The sequence below is a fragment of the Paraburkholderia sp. A1BS-2L genome, from assembly GCF_051125205.1.
Taxonomy (GTDB): domain Bacteria; phylum Pseudomonadota; class Gammaproteobacteria; order Burkholderiales; family Burkholderiaceae; genus Paraburkholderia.
This window is the reverse complement of sequence record NZ_CP120428.1, coordinates 1,372,567-1,388,962: the sequence shown is the minus strand read 5'-3', so window position 1 is coordinate 1,388,962 and position 16,396 is coordinate 1,372,567. Positions and strand designations below refer to the sequence as shown.

Genomic DNA, 16,396 nt, shown 5'->3' with positions numbered 1-16,396 from the left:
ACTGCGAAGCCCCGCGCCGCGCTTCGCAACAGGTAACAACAAAAAAGGCACCGCAGCGGTGCCTTTTTTGTTGTTCACGCAACGATCGAAACTTTAAATCTCGATCTTCGTCCCCAGTTCAACCACGCGATTGGCGGGAATGCTGAAGAAGTCGGTCGGCTTCGCGGCGTTCTGATGCATCCACGCGAACACGCGCTCGCGAAATATCGACATGCCCGGCAACTGCGTGGGCACGACCGTTTCACGCGCCAGGAAGAACGACGTATCCATCATCTCGAACGACGTGCTCTCTCTGCGGCCGATCTCTTCGAGCACCGCCTTCACGTCCGGCGTTTCATTGAAACCGTAGTCGGCCTTCACGAGATACAAGCCACCGCCGATATCTTTGATCTGCACGCGCTCCGAGTCGGCAACATAAGGAATGTCGCGAATCCGGAACGTCAGGAAGATCGTGCGCTCGTGCAGCACCTTGTTGTGCTTGAGGTTGTGCAGCAGGCTCACCGGCACGAGCGTGTCGCTGCCCGTGAGATAAATGGCCGTGCCGGACACGCGGTGCGGCGGATGCGCGAGCAGCCCCTGCAGGAATGGCATCAGCGGAATACCGTCAGCGGCAGTGCGCTCCTTGACGATCATCCGTCCCTTGAACCACGTCATCAGCAGGAAGAACAGCAGCGCGCCGATGCTGAGCGGCAGCCAGCCGCCCTCCTCGACCTTCAGCAGGTTCGCGCCGAAGAAGCCGAGGTCGACGATCATGAAACACGCAATGATGAACGTCACGAGCCAGACGTTCCATTTCCAAACCTTCACCATCACGACACTCGCGAGCATGGTAGTGATGACCATGGTTGCCGTCACGGCAATGCCATACGCGGCAGCGAGGTTATCGGAGCTCTTGAAGCCCACGACAATGCACAGAATGATGACGAGCAACATCCAGTTCACGACCGGCACATAGATCTGGCCGATGGCGAGATCGGACGTATGCAGCACCTTCATGCGCGGCACGTAGCCGAGCAGAATCGCCTGACTCGTAAGCGAGTACGCGCCCGAAATCACGGCCTGCGACGCAATCACGGTCGCCACCGTCGACAGCACCACGAGCGGCAGCAGCGCCCATTCCGGCGCAAGCAGGAAGAACGGATTTTCGATTGCGCGATGCTCCTGCATCAGGAGCGCGCCCTGGCCGAAATAGTTGAGCACGAGCGAGGGCATCACGAGCCCGTACCACGCGTAGCGAATCGGCTTGGCGCCGAAGTGGCCCATATCGGCGTAGAGCGCTTCGGCGCCGGTCAACACCAGCACGACCGAGCCCAACACCACATAGGCCTGCAGCAGGTGCGCGCCCATGAACGTGACCGCGTAATACGGATTAAGCGCGGCGATCACGCCAGGCGCATGAACGATGCGCGAAACGCCGAGCACGCCGATGGTCACGAACCAGAGCACCATGATCGGCCCGAACAGACGCCCTACCAGCGAAGTGCCGTGCCGCTGGATCCAGAACAGCGCAATGAGGATCACCATCGTGAGCGGCAGAACGAGATGCGAGAGCTTGGGCGCCGCAATCTCGAGACCTTCGACCGCCGACATCACCGAGATGGCGGGCGTAATCACGGCGTCGCCGTAGAACATGCACGCACCGAAGATGCCCAGCGCCGTCAGCACCACCGCGGACTTGCTCTTGCGGTCGAACGAGCGCATGGCGAGCGCCATGAGCGCGAGCACGCCGCCTTCGCCGTTGTTGTCGGCCCGCATCACGAAGAGCACGTACTTGACGCTGACGACGATGATGATCGCCCAGAACAGCAGCGAGATCACGCCGAGGATGGAGGTGTTGTTGAGCGGAATGCCGTGGGCCGGGCTGAACGCTTCTTTGAGCGCATACAGCGGACTCGTGCCGATGTCGCCGAACACCACGCCGATAGCCGCTACTGCGAGTGTCGGTAGCGGCTGCTTTGCCACGTGCGTGCTAGTTGTCATATACGCGGAAATCCGTTTGAGGCGGAAAAAACGAGCGCTATTCTAAACTGGCTGCGGACGAAACCCGAGTGATCGTTGCGACCCCGCGACGCCTGCCTGTCCCGCGGGAGTTTAGCATGGCCCCCAGCTGCGCCAACCGGGTCGTGTATCGTGGTTGGCCTGTGCGTACGGCAATAGCGCTAAAAGCGCGCGACGCATAAAAAAAACGGAGCCTGAAAGGCTCCGTTCCGGAGGGGGTATCGCGGTAATGTCAGCGGCTTACAGACGCTTACTTCTGCGCATCCTGCTGGGCCTGCTGCAGACCCCGCTTGATCCATGCGCCGAGATTGTGGGGACGCACAGTATCCCACTCCTCGAACGGCTGATGAATCCAGGGATTAGTCGGCAAATGCTGAACGAAGTAGTCGGGCTTCACCTTCGAGCAGCCCTTGTACCAGAGCACCGCCGAGCGCACACCGGTCACGGCCGGGTAGCGTTCCTTGAGATGCTCCTGCACACGCGCAAGCGTGACGCCCGAGTCGACGAGGTCGTCGACGAGCAGCACGTTGCCCGAAAGCTCGCCACGCGTCATCGTGATGTACTGCGCGATGTCGAGATCGCCTTGCTGTGTGCCCGCCGCTTCGCGGTACGAACTCGTCGCTAGGATCGCGAGCGGCAAGTCGTAAATGCGCGAGAGCTGGTCGCCCACGCGCAAGCCGCCCCGAGCAAGACACAGGATCTGGTCGAACTTCCAGCGCGAATCGTGTACCGAAAGCGCGAGCAGCTCGATCAGCCGGTGATACTCATCCCAGCCGACCCACAGATTCTTTTCGTCGTTGCGCGGGTCCATCATCTGAATCATTTTTGCATCTACCTTGTTTCTGCTTATTTCTGCGTCTTTACGCCTTGAACGGATGACGCAGCAGGATCGTTTCGTCACGATCGGGGCCCGTGGAGACCATGTCGACCGGAACGCCCGCCACTTCCTGCACACGCGACAGATACGCCTGCGCGCTCTTGGGCAGGGCATCCCATTGCGTGATGCCGATGGTGCTTTCCTTCCAGCCTTCGAACGTTTCGTAGACCGGCTCGCATGCGGCCACTTGCGACGCCCCGCGCGGCAGAATATCGACATCCTTGCCGTCGACCTTGTAGCCCACGCACAGCTTCACTTCGTCGAGGCCGTCGAGTACGTCGAGCTTGGTGATGCACAGGCCCGTCACGCCGTTGATCTGGATCGAGCGGCGCAGCGCGGCGGCGTCGAGCCAACCGGTGCGGCGCGGGCGGCCCGTGACCGAACCGAATTCCTTGCCCACCTTCGCGAGCGTGAGGCCGACTTCTTCCTGACGGTCAGCGTTATCGGCATCGTACAGTTCGCTCGGGAACGGGCCCGCGCCGACGCGCGTGCAGTACGCCTTGGTGATGCCGAGGATGTAGTTGAGCTGCTGCGGGCCCACGCCCGCGCCCGCCGACGCCGCACCGGCAACGCAGTTGCTCGACGTGACGTACGGATAGGTGCCGTGATCGATGTCGAGCAGCGTGCCTTGCGCGCCTTCGAACAGCAGGTTGCCGCCCTGGCAGTTCACGTCGTAAAGGCGACGCGAAACGTCTGTGACCATCGGCTTCAGACGCTCGGCATACGAGAGCATCGTGTCGAGGGTCTGCTGGAAATCGACCGCGGGCGCACCCAGGTATTGGGTGAGCACGAAGTTGTGATAGTCGAGGTTCTCACGCAGGCGCTCGGCAAAGACTTCCGGCTCGAACAGGTCCTGCACGCGCAAGCCGCGGCGCGCCACCTTGTCTTCGTAAGCCGGGCCGATGCCCCGGCCGGTCGTGCCGATCTTCGCGGCGCCGCGCTTGGCTTCCCGCGCCTGGTCGATGGCGACGTGATACGGCAGGATGAGCGTGGTGGCTTCGGAGATGAAGAGGCGCTTCTGGACGTCGATGCCCGCTTCTTCGAGTTCGCCGATTTCCTTGAACAGGGCTTCGGGCGAGAGCACCACGCCGTTGCCGATGTAGCAGGCGACGCCGGCGCGCATGATGCCCGAGGGGATCAGCCGGAGAATGGTCTTCTTGCCGCCGATGATGAGAGTGTGACCGGCATTGTGGCCGCCCTGGAAACGCACCACGCCTTGCGCGTGGTCCGTCAGCCAGTCGACGATCTTGCCCTTGCCTTCATCGCCCCATTGGGTGCCCACGACGACGACATTGCGCCCCGGGGTTACATTCACTGCGCTGGCAGACATGGTGTTTCGTTAGCTGGTTAAAAACGTATTCTACCTGGGTTCGGCGGCAAGGCCGCCATTTTTTCCCAAAATTCCCAGGATTTCCTTTTGCGCTCAACGGCATGCGTGCAGACCGCGTGCCGTCCCGGCTCCCTGGCTGCGACTCAGGCGCGCGCCTCGACCACCCACGCGCCGTTGCGCTCGACGAGCACGCGGTCGCAGGCGAATTCGTCCATGTCGTGCTCGTGGCCCGGCAGTGCCTGGATCACGACCTCGCCGGCGTCGCGCAGCGCCGCGACCGCGGCACGCAGCGACTCGTCGTGGGCCCACGGCGCGAGCACCGCGGTGCTGCGTGCCTCGACCGGCGAAATACGCGCCACTTCACGCAGATCCAGCGAAAAACCCGTCGCCGCGCGGGCGCGGCCATACGCCTCGCCCACCTTGTCGTAACGCCCGCCGCGCGCGACCGCGTTGGGCACGCCGTCTACGTAGGCAGAGAACATTACGCCGCTGTGATACGCGTAGCCGCCCAGATCGGCGAGATCGATCATCAGTTCCGCACCCTCGATCTCGCCCATGAGGAACGCGAGGTCGTCGAGCGCGCGCGCAATGCCGGGCAGCGCCGGCAAGCGCTTGCGCGCCTCGTCGATCACGCTGGCGTCGCCGTACAGCGACGGCAGCGCGCGCAGCGCGTCGCGCGACACGGGCTGCAGAGCGGCGGTGAGTTCCGCCAGATGCGGCACGTCCTTGCCAGCCAGCGCTTCATACAAAGCATCGCCGAGCGCCGCGGCGGCGGGATCGGCTTCGAAGATCGCCGCGAGCACGCCCGCGTGCGAAAGATCGAGGCGCACCTTCGCGAGGCCCGCGAGGCGCAGCGCGTCGAGCATCAATTGCTGGATTTCGAGGTCGGCCTCCAGGCCCGCATGGCCATAGATTTCCGCGCCGATCTGAATCTGCTCGCGCGTGGCGTGCAGGCCGCGCGGGCGCGTGTGCAGCACGTTGCCGGCGTAGCACAGGCGCGTCACGCCCTGGCGGTTCAGCAAATGCGCGTCGATACGCGCAACCTGCGGCGTCATGTCCGCGCGCAGTCCGAGCGTGCGGCCCGACAGTTGATCGACGAGCTTGAAGGTGCGCAGGTTCAGATCGCGCCCGCTGCCCACCAGCAGCGACTCGAGATACTCGAGCAGCGGCGGCATGACCATCTCGTAGCCATAGGCGCGAAAGCGGTCCAGCAGGCTGCGGCGCAGCACTTCGATCTTGCGTGCCTCGGAAGGCAGCACGTCGGCGATATTCTCGGGAAGTAACCAGGTCGACATCGAATCAATCCTACAACTACAGCGATAAGGGCCACGCGGCGGCGGAACGCGCCAGCCGCAGGGCCTGAGCGCGAACGCGCGCCTGATGCGCGGGCCGAACGATAGAAACGGCGCATGCCGCGAGGCATGAGCCTTGAATTCAAGTAGCGAGCAACAGCAACACGAGCCCGAGCCCCATCACGATCAGCCCGCCGATCCGGATGTGATGCGGCGGCCGTTCCGCAATTCTACGAAACGTGTCGCGCCAGGCCGCCGGAAAGACGAACGGGAACATGCCCTCGATAATCAGCATCAACGCGATCGCGAGCAACAGGGAACCAGCTATGTTCATGCGAAAAAACACGCCGCGCAGGTGCGCGGCGCCCGTGTCTCGTTTGTTTAATGTTTGCGCGGCGCAGCAGCAGCGGGAGCCGGCTGCGCCTCTCCGTTCGGACTGCGCATGAAGCGGAAGAAGTCACTCGAGGAATCGACCACGACAACGTCGCCCGGTTTGAAGCTTTCGCGGTACGCCTGCATGCTTTGATAGAAGCGATAGAAGTCCGGATCGCGGCCATACGCCTGCGCGGCGATTGCGGCAGCCTTGCCGTCACCTTCGCCCTTGATGGCCTGCGCCTGGCTGTTCGCATCGGCAAGCGCTGCCTGCTGCTGGCGCTCGGCTGCGTCCTTGATCTTCTGCGCCTCGGCAGTGCCCTTCGCGCGCTGCTCGGCGGCGGCCTGCTCGCGCGCGGCGCTCATGCGCTTGTAGACCACCTCGGCAAGCTCCGCCGGATAGTCGATGCGCGTGAGCTCGATGTCGATCACATCGATGCCGAGCGGCGCCGCAGCCACCTTGAGGGCGTCGCGCGCGCCGTTGGCGATCGCCTCCTGCTGTGCAAGAGCTTCGCTCAAATCGACCTTCGAGAACGCGCTCGACAGCGCATCGCGCGAAAGCGGCGCGAGCCGGTCCGCGAGGGTCTGCGGGTCGCCCTTGGTGGCCGCGAAAAGCTTGAGCGGATCGGCCACGCGGTAACGCACGACCGGGTTCACGAGCAGCTCGGTTTTGTCCGCCATCGTGTAACGGTCAGCATCGGGCGCATCGAACGCCTGGATACGCGTGTCGATGAGCGTGGCGGTCTGAAACGGCGGCGGCAGCTTCACGTGCGGGCCCGGGCCCGCGAGCGTCGCATTGGCGCCGCCCGAGGCGGATACCACCGCAACATGGCGCGGATCGACGACGAACACCGCCGACGACGCCACTAGCACCACCACCACGAAGGCGACGACGAACGCAATGATCTTGTTCATGTCGGCGCTCCGTTATTGCACATCGTCTTCGCGGCCGCGCGAACGCAGCGCGTCGCGCGAACGGAAAGCATCGCTGGCCGCCTGGGCCGCTTCGCTCGCAGACGGCGCCGGTGCCGCGCTCCGCGGCGCGGATTGCGCGCCCTGCTGCGCACCTTGCTGCGTGCTTTGCGGCTGCGCGTCGCTGCTTGCCGCAGGCGCGGCTGCGGCGCTCGCTGCATCTGATGCACCGCTCGCCGGCGCGGCGTCCGTGCCAGGAGCGCCCGTTGCAGCCGCAGCGCGCTGACGCGTCGCGTCGACGATCTTGTCGAGCGGCAGATAGATCACGTTATTGCCTGACTTGCTGTCGACGAACACCTTCGTCGTATTCGAGTAGATGTGCTGCATGGTGTCCAGATACATGCGCTCCCGAATCACGGCCGGCGCTTTCGCATATTGATCGTAGACGCTGTTAAAGCGTTGCGCGTCGCCCTGCGCCTTCGCCACCACGCGGTCGCTGTAGGCCTTGGCGTCTTCGATCACACGCGCCCCCTCGGTTTGCGCGCGCGGCAGCAACTGATCGGCGTAGGCCTGCGCATCACGTTTCGCACGCTCGCTTTCCTGGCGCGCCTTCGTCTCGTCGTCGAAGGCGGCCTGCACGCGATCGGGCGCCGAAACGCCCTGAATCGTCACGCCGACCACGCCAAGCCCTGTCTTGTAGACGTCCAGCGCATGCTGGATCGAATCGGCAAGCTGCGCGCGAATCGGTTCACGGTCCGCATAGAGCAGATCGTGGGTGCTACGCGCGCCCACCACGGTGCGCACGGCGGCCTGCGCGGCCTGGCTCACGGCAAGGTCGGGGTCGGCGCTATGGAACAGGTAATCTGTAGGCTGCTTGACCTGGTACTGCACGGTGAAACGCACATCGAGAATATCGCCATCGTGCGTAAGCACCGAGGCGTCCTTCACATTCGCCGGACGCACGAGATTATTACGACCGATCTCGACACTGCGGATCTGGCCGACATTCACGATTTCCTGCGACTGGAACGGGAACGGGAAACGCCAGTGCACGCCCTGACCGACCGTGTGGCGATACTGACCCAACTGCAGCACGACGCCGGCCTGCCCTTCCTGGACGACGAACACACCGCTGCCCACATAAATGGCGATCAGCACGCCAAGCACGATACCCACGCCGATGCGCGCATTGCGGCCGTTGTCCGGTCGAGGCCCGAGCCCGCCCGGACCCTTGTTGCCCTTCTTGCCGAAGAGCGTCGACAACCGGCGATTGAAATCGCGCCACATTTCGTCGAGATCGGGGGGGCCGTCACCCTTGCCGCCGCCGTTGTTGCCCGACGGACGCCGTGCGTCGTCGGTGCGCTGGCCATTGCCCTCGCCACGGCCCCAACGCGGGTCGTTCAACGAGAAAATGGCGCTCGCGCGCTGCCAGCCAGTCCGCTTGTTGTAATCGTTCACCTGTGTTCGTTCACCAGAGTAGACAGCGGGTCATGTGCGTGGAAATACCTCGTCGGCGCACTTCAGTCCGCCGTTCGGACGCACCGCGAGGCGCTTTCCGATAGCGTTCAGCGGCCGAGTTCGGGCTCCCTGCTGGGTTGTTCGTGCGGCGCCGCGCTCCAGTCGGCGGCGAGGAACTGCGACGGCTGGGCGAGCGGCTCGGCAGTCGCGATTTCGGCGATGGCGGCGCGCAGCGCATCCACTCCGACGCCCGTGCGCGCGCTCAAAAAGACGCGCGAAATATTACCATACTCGTCCCGCTCGACCGTCCCGCCCCGGGCCGCCAGTTCTGGCACGGCGTCGATCTTGTTGAACACCAGCACCTGGCGAATCGTGTCCGCGCCGATCTCGTGCAGCACTTCGTTCACCTGGTCGATCTGATCGAGCCGCACGGAACTCGACGCGTCCACCACGTGCAACAGCAAGTCGGCCTGCACGGTTTCCTGCAGCGTTGCGCGAAACGCCGCAACGAGCTGGTGAGGCAATTCACGAATAAAGCCGACGGTGTCCGACAACACGATCTGGCCGACCTCGTCGCCAAGCCACACGCGCCGCGACGTCGTGTCGAGCGTCGCGAACAACTGGTCGGCCGCATAAGCCTGCGCCTTGGTGAGCGCGTTAAACAGCGTGGACTTGCCCGCGTTGGTGTAACCGACCAGCGAAACCGACATCGTGCGCGTGCGCTCGCGCTGACGCCGCTGCGTGCCGTGCTGGCGACGCAGCTTGGCGAGCTTGCCCTGCAGCATCTTGATGCGCTCGCCGATCAGCCGCCGGTCGGTTTCGAGCTGAGTCTCGCCGGGACCGCGCAGGCCGATACCGCCCTTCTGGCGCTCAAGGTGAGTCCATGCGCGCACGAGGCGCGTGGCGAGATATTGAAGCTGCGCGAGTTCGACCTGGAGCTTGCCTTCGTGGCTGCGCGCGCGCTGCGCGAAGATGTCGAGAATGAGGCTCGTGCGATCCACCACGCGGCGATTCAGCGCACGCTCCAGATTACGCTGCTGGGCAGGCGAAAGCGCGTGATTGAAAATGACGATTTCGATGTCGTTCGCTTCACAGGCGAGACGCAGTTCCTCGGCCTTGCCGCTGCCGATGAACATGGCGGCGTCCGGGCTGGAGCGGCGCCCGGTAAGCGTGACAGCGGGCGAGGCGCCCGCGCTCTTCGCGAGCAGGCTGAGTTCTTCGAGACTGGCTTCGAAGTCGGTCTTGCCGAAGTCGATGCCGACGAGTGCGGCGTTGATCAAATTAGCAGATATCAAAATGAAAGCGGCCGGGCCGCAAGCGCCAGCGGGGCGCTCCGGACCGGCCGCGTCGAGGATCAGGACGCTTCCGCGTCCGGGTGGAAGTTCACCGGACGCGCCGGGACCACCGTGGAAATGGCGTGCTTGTAAACCATTTGCGTAACCGTATTACGGAGCAACACGACGTACTGGTCGAACGATTCAATGTTCCCTTGAAGCTTGATGCCGTTGACCAGATAGATCGAAACAGGCACGTGCTCCTTGCGCAGCGCGTTCAGAAACGGGTCTTGTAACAGTTGCCCTTTGTTGCTCATAGCAAACTCCGTATTTTTTGCAGGTTTAACTAAACTGGCGCCGAAGAAAAAGAAATCCGGCGCCAATCGCTACACTATAGCTGATTCTCGTTCCACCGCACCCCTCCACACCGTCTGGCCAGGAGGCCCAACAGTGCACTTGCGCGCGGTAACGAACGCAGCTCAACTTTTTTCAGTGTAGGGATTCGTCGAAGAGCGAAACTCTATGCGCAATGGAGTCCCGGTCAACGAGAAAGTTTCCCGGAAGCGGTTCTCCAGGTAGCGCTTGTAGGTCTCAGTCACCGCATCGAGTGCATTGCCGTGAATCACGATAATGGGTGGGTTCTGTCCCCCCTGGTGCGCATAGCGCAGCTTCGGACGCACAGGGCCACGACGGCGCGGTTGCTGGAACTCCACCGCTTCGATGAGCGCGCGTGTCAGGCGCGGGGTCGGAAGCTTGGACATTGCCGCGGCATACGCCTCGTCCACCGAGCGCATCAGCGGGCCAATGCCGAATTTTTCGGTCGCCGAGATGAAGCGCATTTCCGCGAAGTCGAGGAACTTCAGCTTGCGCTGCAAGTGGTGCTTGGTGCGCTCGCGCGCGTGGTCGTCCATGCCGTCCCACTTGTTCACGCCCACCACGAGCGCACGCCCCTGCTCCACCACGAAGCCGGCGATATGCGCGTCCTGATCAGAGATTTCCTGGCGCGCATCGAGCAGCAGGATGACCACGTTGGCATCGGCAATCGACTGTAGCGTCTTCACGACCGAAAACTTCTCGATGGCCTCGAATACCTTGCCGCGGCGACGCAAACCCGCAGTGTCGATCAAGGTGTACTTCTTGCCGCCCCGCTCGAAATCCACATAGATAGAGTCGCGCGTGGTGCCGGGCATGTCGAAGGCAATCACGCGGTCTTCGCCGATCAGCGTATTCACGAGCGTGGACTTGCCCACGTTCGGGCGGCCGACGATCGCGATCTTGATGCCATGCTTGCCGGCGTCCTCGTCACCCGCTTCCGGACGATCCGCATAGGCCTGATCGAGCGCTTCGTTGATCATCTCCGTTACGCCGTCGCCGTGCGCCGCGGAAATCGCGCGCGGGTCGCCAAGGCCAAGCTCGTAGAAGTCGGCCGCGACGGCGCTGTACTTCATGCCTTCGGCCTTGTTGACCACGAGAAAGATCGGCCGGCCAGTCTTGCGCAGGTAATCGGCGATGTGCTTGTCCTGCGGCGCGAGTCCATTGCGGCCGTCACAGATGAACACGACGATGTCTGCTTCCTCCACCGCCTGGCGCGTCTGACGCGCCATTTCGTGCAGGATGCCGTCTTTCGCGATCGGTTCGAAGCCGCCGGTATCGACCACGAGATAGGCGCGATCGCCCACCCGCCCTTCGCCGTAATGGCGGTCGCGCGTGAGGCCGGGCAGATCGGCCACCAGCGCATCGCGCGAACGCGTGAGCCGGTTGAAGAGCGTGGATTTCCCCACATTGGGGCGCCCGACTAGGGCGATTACGGGTTTCATCTGATCTTTTCTACGGTAAGGCGCGGCGTCGGCACGTCCGGCGCATCGCGCGGCAAGCGTCTGCGTTCAGGCTTGCAGAGCTGCAATAGTTGCAAATTATCACGAATTGGGTCGCGCGCCCGCTGGATGAGCCCTTAGGGGTTCCGGCACGTGCCGTGCCGTCGAGCGGGATTCCCAGCCTGACAAGGGGCGACCATCGGGGCCCAACATCGGTGCGCCCCATCCCCGCCAACCGGCCCGAGGAAAGCAATGCGCAAGCACAAAATACAAGAGGCCGCTGCCTGCGGGCGCGGCCCCTCGATGCGACACCCGGCAGCACGCGCTGGGCGTCCCCGTCCGGTCAACGCGGACGCAGGCCGTACAGATCGCCGTCCTTCGTTTGCACGACGAGCGTGTTGCCAGCCAGCACCGGCGCGGCGGTGATCGGGCTGCCGTCGGTCTTCACGCGCGAGACGAAGCTGCCGTCGTCGAGCGAAAGAAAATGCACGTAACCCTGGTAGTCGCCAACCACGACTGCGTGGCCGAGCACGGCAGGCACGCTGACGTCGCGGTTCTTAAGCTTGTCCGTACTCCAGACCTGCTCGCCGGTCGAGACGTTATATGCCTTCACGACCGACCAGTCGTCGCCACCGACCACCTCGGTGTCGCCCTGGGCGATTCCGCTCGTGCTCGAGAACGGCTTCTCCCACATTGGACGGCCGGAATTGGCGTCGAAGCAGCCCAACTGGCCCTGGAACGTGACCGCGCACGTGGTCGCGCCAACGAGCGTGGGTGGACCACTCACGTCATTGATGCGCTCGACTTCGGTCACACCCTTCGGATAGGACACCGGCGTTTCCCAGAACGCATCGCCACTTTGCAGGTTGATCGCTGCGAAGGAGCCGCCCGGGAAGCCGGCGATCACAGCCTGCTCGCCCGCGAAAGTCATACCGGCGGAGACCCGCAGGTTGAGCGGCACCGCACGGTTGCGATAGACCCACTTCTGCTCACCGGTCTGGCCGTTGAACGCGACGATCTGGCCGTCGATGGTGCGCACGATCACGAGACCATTGCCGACCAACGGCGGCGAAATTATCTCGCCCGGCGCCTTGGCTTGCCACGAGAGCTTGCCATGGGCGTCGAGCACGTAGACGTTGCCCTTCAGACCGCCGACAGCCGTGAGATTGCCATCGCTGCCAACGCCTGCGGAGATATCGTCCTTGAGCTTCGTACTCCAGACTTCTTTGCCCGTCTGCGCGTCGAACTTTGCGACAGAACCGTTTTCGCCGGCAGCATACACCGCATCGCCCACGGCGACCGGCGAGAACAGATAACGGCCTGCCTTGCCGACGCTCGCCTTCCACACCTGCTGGACGTCCAGCACCGGCTTGAACTCGGTCAGCGGCACCGGTACGCGACGCTCATCTTTCGTCGACGAGCAAGCCGCCAGCGCGAGAACGGTCATCGCACAGGCGACAGGTACAACGGTTCGTTTCAGCAAATTCATCGGTGAACGAAGCATGAATGGAAATGGTTTAGCGTTTATATTCACGGGCGGCACGCGCAGCTTGCTCAGCCACCCAGCGCGTCAAGCTTGAACTGGACCAACTGGCGTTCGGCGGCATCGCTCTTGGGCAGGGTGTCGAGCGCAAGCTTGTAGGCCGCGCGCGCTTCATCCTGCTTGCCCGCTGCCGCGAGCAGGTCGCCGCGGCCATCCGCGACGATACCCTTGAACGGTCCCGAATCCGGTTGCGGAATCAGCGCAAGGCCCTGATCGTAAGCCTTCTCGTCGAGCAGGACGGAAGCCAGACGGATCTTCGCGACTTGGCGGAACTCCTCGTCCTTCGCATGATCGGCCGCCCACTGCAATTGAGCTTTCGCTCCCGCGGTGTCACCCGCCATATAGAGCGATTTGGCCACACCCAGCGCGGTCATCTGTGCGTACGCGGTGCCGCCGAAGCGGTCTTCCATGTCAGTCGCGATGCGTGTGAGCATGGCCTTGTCACTGCCAGCGGTCGCCTGCTGCACCTGGTCGTACAACACCGCGGCCTCAGCGGCCTGGCGGCGTTGCCAGAAGTTCCAGCCGTTCCACGCGGCGAGCGCGAGCATAACGATCAGCACGATCCACGTAGTGGCGTTGCCCCACTGCGCCCACCATGCCTTGAAACTCTCGATCGATTCCTGTTCGTCGTGGTAACTCATCGCGTAGCGATTCCTTGTTTATTCTGGAGCCAACTGCCGGGCGCGCCACAGGCACCGGCTGGATGCATCGATCCTGATCGTGAAGACCCCGCGCCCCGAAGTTGCCCGAAGTGGCCCTATCAATCGTCGCCGTCTTCGGCGGATGCAACCATCGCATTGATTAGATATTCGGTCAAGTCTTCGAGTGCTACCGTCTGTTGCTCGCTGCGAGCCGCATCGGCGCCACCGCGCAGCGCCTTCACGCCCGCTTCGCCCCTGGCCACTTCGTCTTCGCCAAGCACCACGGCGAACGCCGCTCCGCTTGCGTCCGCACGCTTCATCTGCGACTTGAAGCTCGCCGACTGACCGTCCGCGCTGCAGTGAAGGATGACATCGAGACCCGTGTCACGCAGCCGCTCGGCCACGATGAACGCCTGCTCGCGTGCCGCCTCGCCCTGGTGCACAACGTAGACGTCGCAACCTTCCTCTTCGGGCACGAGGTTTTCTTCCTTGAGCAATTCCAGAATGCGCTCGACACCCATTGCCCAGCCGCACGCGGCCGTCGGCTTGCCGCCGAGCTGTTCGATCAGCGGATCGTAGCGGCCGCCGGCTGCCACCGTGCCCTGCGCGCCGAGCTTGTCCGTAACCCACTCGAACACGGTCAGATTGTAGTAATCGAGACCACGCACGAGACGCGGGTTGATCTTGAACGGAATGTTGTTCGCCTTGAGCAGACGTTGTAGCCCGTCGAAGTGGGCGCGCGAGTGCTCGCCGAGGAAGTCGATCAGCTTCGGCGCATTGTTTGCGATTTCCTGGAGCGCGGGGTTCTTCGTGTCGAGCACGCGCAGCGGGTTCGTATACAAGCGGCGCTTGCCGTCTTCGTCGAGCAGATCGACGTGCTGCTCGAGATACTTGATGAGCTCGACGCGATGCGCGGCGCGCTCTTCGGCAAGACCCAGCGAATTGATTTCCAGCTTGATGCCGGTCAGGCCGAGGTCGTCCCAAAGACGCTGACACATCAAAATGATTTCTGCGTCCGCATCCGGGCCCGCGAAACCGAGCGCTTCTACGCCGACCTGATGGAACTGGCGATAACGGCCGCGCTGCGGACGCTCGTGACGAAACATCGGGCCGACGTACCACAGACGCTTCGGGCCGTCGTAGAGCAGATTGTGCTCGATCGACGCGCGCACGACCGCAGCCGTGTTTTCCGGGCGCAGCGTGAGGTTCTCGCCGTTGAGCGCGTCGGTGAAGCTGTACATCTCCTTTTCGACGATGTCGGTCACTTCGCCGATACCGCGCGTAAAGAGCTGCGTATGCTCGACGATCGGCGTGCGGATGTTCTGGTATCCGTACGAACGGAGCATGGACTTCACGGTCGTTTCGAAGAAGTCCCACAACCCTGCGTCCTGCGGCAGGATGTCGTTCATGCCCTTCACGCCGGTCAGTTTTTCGAGCTTTCTTTTCTGTTCAGTCATTGCGTTGCGTATGTGCCTGCGAATAGTGAAATTCGGGCGATATTCGGTTGCGCCAGGAATCGATATCCGAAAAACTCGGCGCTCAGGCCGTCGCTTCGGTCTTGCCGTACTTGCGCACGACGTAGTCGCTCACGATCTGCTGGAATTCCTCGGCAATATGCTCGCCGCGCAGCGTCTTGACCTTCTCTCCGTCGACGAAGACCGGCGCTGCGGGATTCTCACCCGAGCCTGGCAGGCTGATGCCGATGTTCGCGTGCTTGGACTCGCCCGGGCCGTTCACGATGCAGCCCATGACGGCGACGTTCATCGTCTCCACGCCCGGATATTCACCGCGCCAGACCGGCATTTGCGCGCGCAGATAATTCTGGATCTGCGATGCAAGCTCCTGGAACAACGTGCTGGTCGTGCGACCGCAGCCCGGACAGGCGATGACCATCGGCGTGAACGAGCGCAGACCCATGGTCTGCAAAATTTCCTGTCCGACCACGACTTCGCCCGTGCGCGGAGCACCCGGCTCCGGCGTCAGCGAGATGCGGATGGTGTCGCCGATACCCTGCTGGAGCAGCACCGAGAGCGCCGCCGTCGACGCGACGATGCCCTTCGAGCCCATGCCCGCTTCGGTCAAGCCGAGGTGCAGCGCGAAATCGCAACGCCTCGCGAGTTGCTGGTATACGGCGATCAGGTCCTGCACGCCGCTGACCTTGCACGACAGGATGATCTTGTCACGACCGAGACCGAGTTCGACAGCACGCTCCGCCGAACCAATGGCCGACTGGATCAGCGCTTCGTACATCACGCTCTGCGCTTCCCACGGCGTTGAGCGCGCCGCGTTCTCGTCCATCATGCGCGCGAGCAGATCCTGGTCGAGGCTGCCCCAGTTCACGCCGATACGCACCGGCTTGTCGTACTTGATGGCGGCTTCGATCATCTGCGCGTACTGCGTGTCGCGCTTGGCGCCCTGGCCAACGTTGCCCGGGTTGATGCGGTACTTCGAGAGCGCCTCGGCGCACGCCGGATAGTCACGCAGCAGCAAGTGGCCGTTGTAGTGGAAGTCGCCGACGAGCGGCACCGTCACGCCCATGCGATCGAGCTGGTCGCGAACATGCGGCACGGCCGCGGCGGCTTCCGGCGTGTTCACCGTGATGCGCACGAGCTCAGAGCCGGCCTGCGCCAGTTCCTTGATCTGGATAGCCGTACCGATCGCATCCGCGGTATCGGTATTGGTCATCGACTGCACGCGCACCGGCGCGTCGCCGCCGATCGTCACCAACTGGCCGCCCCAGCGCACGTGCACCGCGTGCGACTTGCGGCGCGGCGCGTGACCGCCGAGGATAGGCTCGCTGGAACATATCTGGCTGTTGCTGGACGGGGATAGCGTTTCGCTTTGCATCGAAGAACCCACATTTACACCTCGCGCGCGACGACACC

14 protein-coding genes are annotated in these 16,396 nt (G+C 63.4%); all 14 read right to left on the bottom strand.

From position 1 onward, the window contains the following. Nucleotides 1-93: 93 nt before the first annotated feature. Nucleotides 94-1,980, bottom strand: coding sequence for a potassium transporter Kup (locus P5W98_RS06220; protein ID WP_421079381.1), 1,887 nt, complete (start codon nt 1,978-1,980; stop codon nt 94-96). Between the two features lie 268 nt (nt 1,981-2,248). Continuing rightward, a complete protein-coding gene (locus P5W98_RS06215; RefSeq protein WP_413189228.1) occupies nt 2,249-2,821 on the bottom strand; it encodes a phosphoribosyltransferase in 573 nt (190 codons plus the stop codon). Nucleotides 2,822-2,858: 37 nt separating this feature from the next. After that, the gene (locus P5W98_RS06210) at nt 2,859-4,205 is read right to left on the bottom strand and encodes an adenylosuccinate synthase (protein WP_421079380.1); all 1,347 of its coding nucleotides are present in this window, start codon (nt 4,203-4,205) and stop codon (nt 2,859-2,861) included. A 143-nt stretch (nt 4,206-4,348) separates the two neighbouring features. Further along, nucleotides 4,349-5,500 carry an ATP phosphoribosyltransferase regulatory subunit gene (locus tag P5W98_RS06205; RefSeq protein WP_421023746.1) on the bottom strand — a complete coding sequence of 384 codons (1,152 nt, stop codon included), beginning with the start codon at nt 5,498-5,500 and terminating at the stop codon, nt 4,349-4,351. Nucleotides 5,501-5,639: 139 nt separating this feature from the next. Beyond that, on the bottom strand, nt 5,640-5,831 hold the full coding sequence (locus P5W98_RS06200; protein WP_035535019.1) for a DUF2065 domain-containing protein: 192 nt from the start codon (nt 5,829-5,831) through the stop codon (nt 5,640-5,642). A 47-nt stretch (nt 5,832-5,878) separates the two neighbouring features. After that, complete coding sequence (hflC, locus tag P5W98_RS06195; protein WP_421079379.1) at nt 5,879-6,784, bottom strand: protease modulator HflC; 906 nt, start codon at nt 6,782-6,784, stop codon at nt 5,879-5,881. A 12-nt stretch (nt 6,785-6,796) separates the two neighbouring features. Next, nucleotides 6,797-8,239, bottom strand: a complete 1,443-nt coding sequence (hflK, locus tag P5W98_RS06190) for an FtsH protease activity modulator HflK (protein ID WP_421079378.1) — start codon at nt 8,237-8,239, stop codon at nt 6,797-6,799. Nucleotides 8,240-8,346: 107 nt separating this feature from the next. After that, nucleotides 8,347-9,519 carry a GTPase HflX gene (gene hflX / locus P5W98_RS06185; RefSeq protein WP_421079377.1) on the bottom strand — a complete coding sequence of 391 codons (1,173 nt, stop codon included), beginning with the start codon at nt 9,517-9,519 and terminating at the stop codon, nt 8,347-8,349. Nucleotides 9,520-9,593: 74 nt separating this feature from the next. Next, complete coding sequence (gene hfq, locus P5W98_RS06180; protein WP_028210028.1) at nt 9,594-9,830, bottom strand: RNA chaperone Hfq; 237 nt, start codon at nt 9,828-9,830, stop codon at nt 9,594-9,596. Nucleotides 9,831-9,992: 162 nt separating this feature from the next. Beyond that, nucleotides 9,993-11,330 (bottom strand): ribosome biogenesis GTPase Der, encoded by a 1,338-nt coding sequence (gene der / locus P5W98_RS06175; protein ID WP_421023742.1) that lies wholly within the window; start codon nt 11,328-11,330, stop codon nt 9,993-9,995. Nucleotides 11,331-11,670: 340 nt separating this feature from the next. Next, nucleotides 11,671-12,816, bottom strand: coding sequence for an outer membrane protein assembly factor BamB (bamB, locus tag P5W98_RS06170; RefSeq protein WP_421079376.1), 1,146 nt, complete (start codon nt 12,814-12,816; stop codon nt 11,671-11,673). Between the two features lie 65 nt (nt 12,817-12,881). Continuing rightward, nucleotides 12,882-13,511: a tetratricopeptide repeat protein gene (locus tag P5W98_RS06165; protein ID WP_421023741.1), complete on the bottom strand. Its 630-nt coding sequence runs from the start codon at nt 13,509-13,511 to the stop codon at nt 12,882-12,884. Between the two features lie 119 nt (nt 13,512-13,630). Continuing rightward, entirely contained in the window at nt 13,631-14,968 is a 1,338-nt protein-coding gene (gene hisS, locus P5W98_RS06160; RefSeq protein WP_421079375.1) for a histidine--tRNA ligase, read from the bottom strand. A gap of 82 nt (nt 14,969-15,050) precedes the next feature. Next, a complete protein-coding gene (gene ispG / locus P5W98_RS06155) occupies nt 15,051-16,358 on the bottom strand; it encodes a flavodoxin-dependent (E)-4-hydroxy-3-methylbut-2-enyl-diphosphate synthase (protein ID WP_421023739.1) in 1,308 nt (435 codons plus the stop codon). Nucleotides 16,359-16,396: the final 38 nt, after the last annotated feature.

Excerpts from the sequence above, each read along its gene's own strand:
- ispG (WP_421023739.1), bottom strand. The coding sequence starts at position 16,358 with ATGCAAAGCGAAACGCTATCCCCGTCCAGCAACAGCCAGATATGTTCC.
- P5W98_RS06210 (WP_421079380.1), bottom strand. The coding sequence starts at position 4,205 with ATGTCTGCCAGCGCAGTGAATGTAACCCCGGGGCGCAATGTCGTCGTC.
- hfq (WP_028210028.1), bottom strand. The coding sequence starts at position 9,830 with ATGAGCAACAAAGGGCAACTGTTACAAGACCCGTTTCTGAACGCGCTG.
- P5W98_RS06205 (WP_421023746.1), bottom strand. The coding sequence starts at position 5,500 with ATGTCGACCTGGTTACTTCCCGAGAATATCGCCGACGTGCTGCCTTCC.
- bamB (WP_421079376.1), bottom strand. The coding sequence starts at position 12,816 with ATGAATTTGCTGAAACGAACCGTTGTACCTGTCGCCTGTGCGATGACC.
- hflC (WP_421079379.1), bottom strand. The coding sequence starts at position 6,784 with ATGAACAAGATCATTGCGTTCGTCGTCGCCTTCGTGGTGGTGGTGCTA.
- P5W98_RS06200 (WP_035535019.1), bottom strand. The coding sequence starts at position 5,831 with ATGAACATAGCTGGTTCCCTGTTGCTCGCGATCGCGTTGATGCTGATT.
- P5W98_RS06220 (WP_421079381.1), bottom strand. The coding sequence starts at position 1,980 with ATGACAACTAGCACGCACGTGGCAAAGCAGCCGCTACCGACACTCGCA.
- P5W98_RS06215 (WP_413189228.1), bottom strand. The coding sequence starts at position 2,821 with ATGATTCAGATGATGGACCCGCGCAACGACGAAAAGAATCTGTGGGTC.
- P5W98_RS06165 (WP_421023741.1), bottom strand. The coding sequence starts at position 13,511 with ATGAGTTACCACGACGAACAGGAATCGATCGAGAGTTTCAAGGCATGG.
- der (WP_421023742.1), bottom strand. The coding sequence starts at position 11,330 with ATGAAACCCGTAATCGCCCTAGTCGGGCGCCCCAATGTGGGGAAATCC.
- hisS (WP_421079375.1), bottom strand. The coding sequence starts at position 14,968 with ATGACTGAACAGAAAAGAAAGCTCGAAAAACTGACCGGCGTGAAGGGC.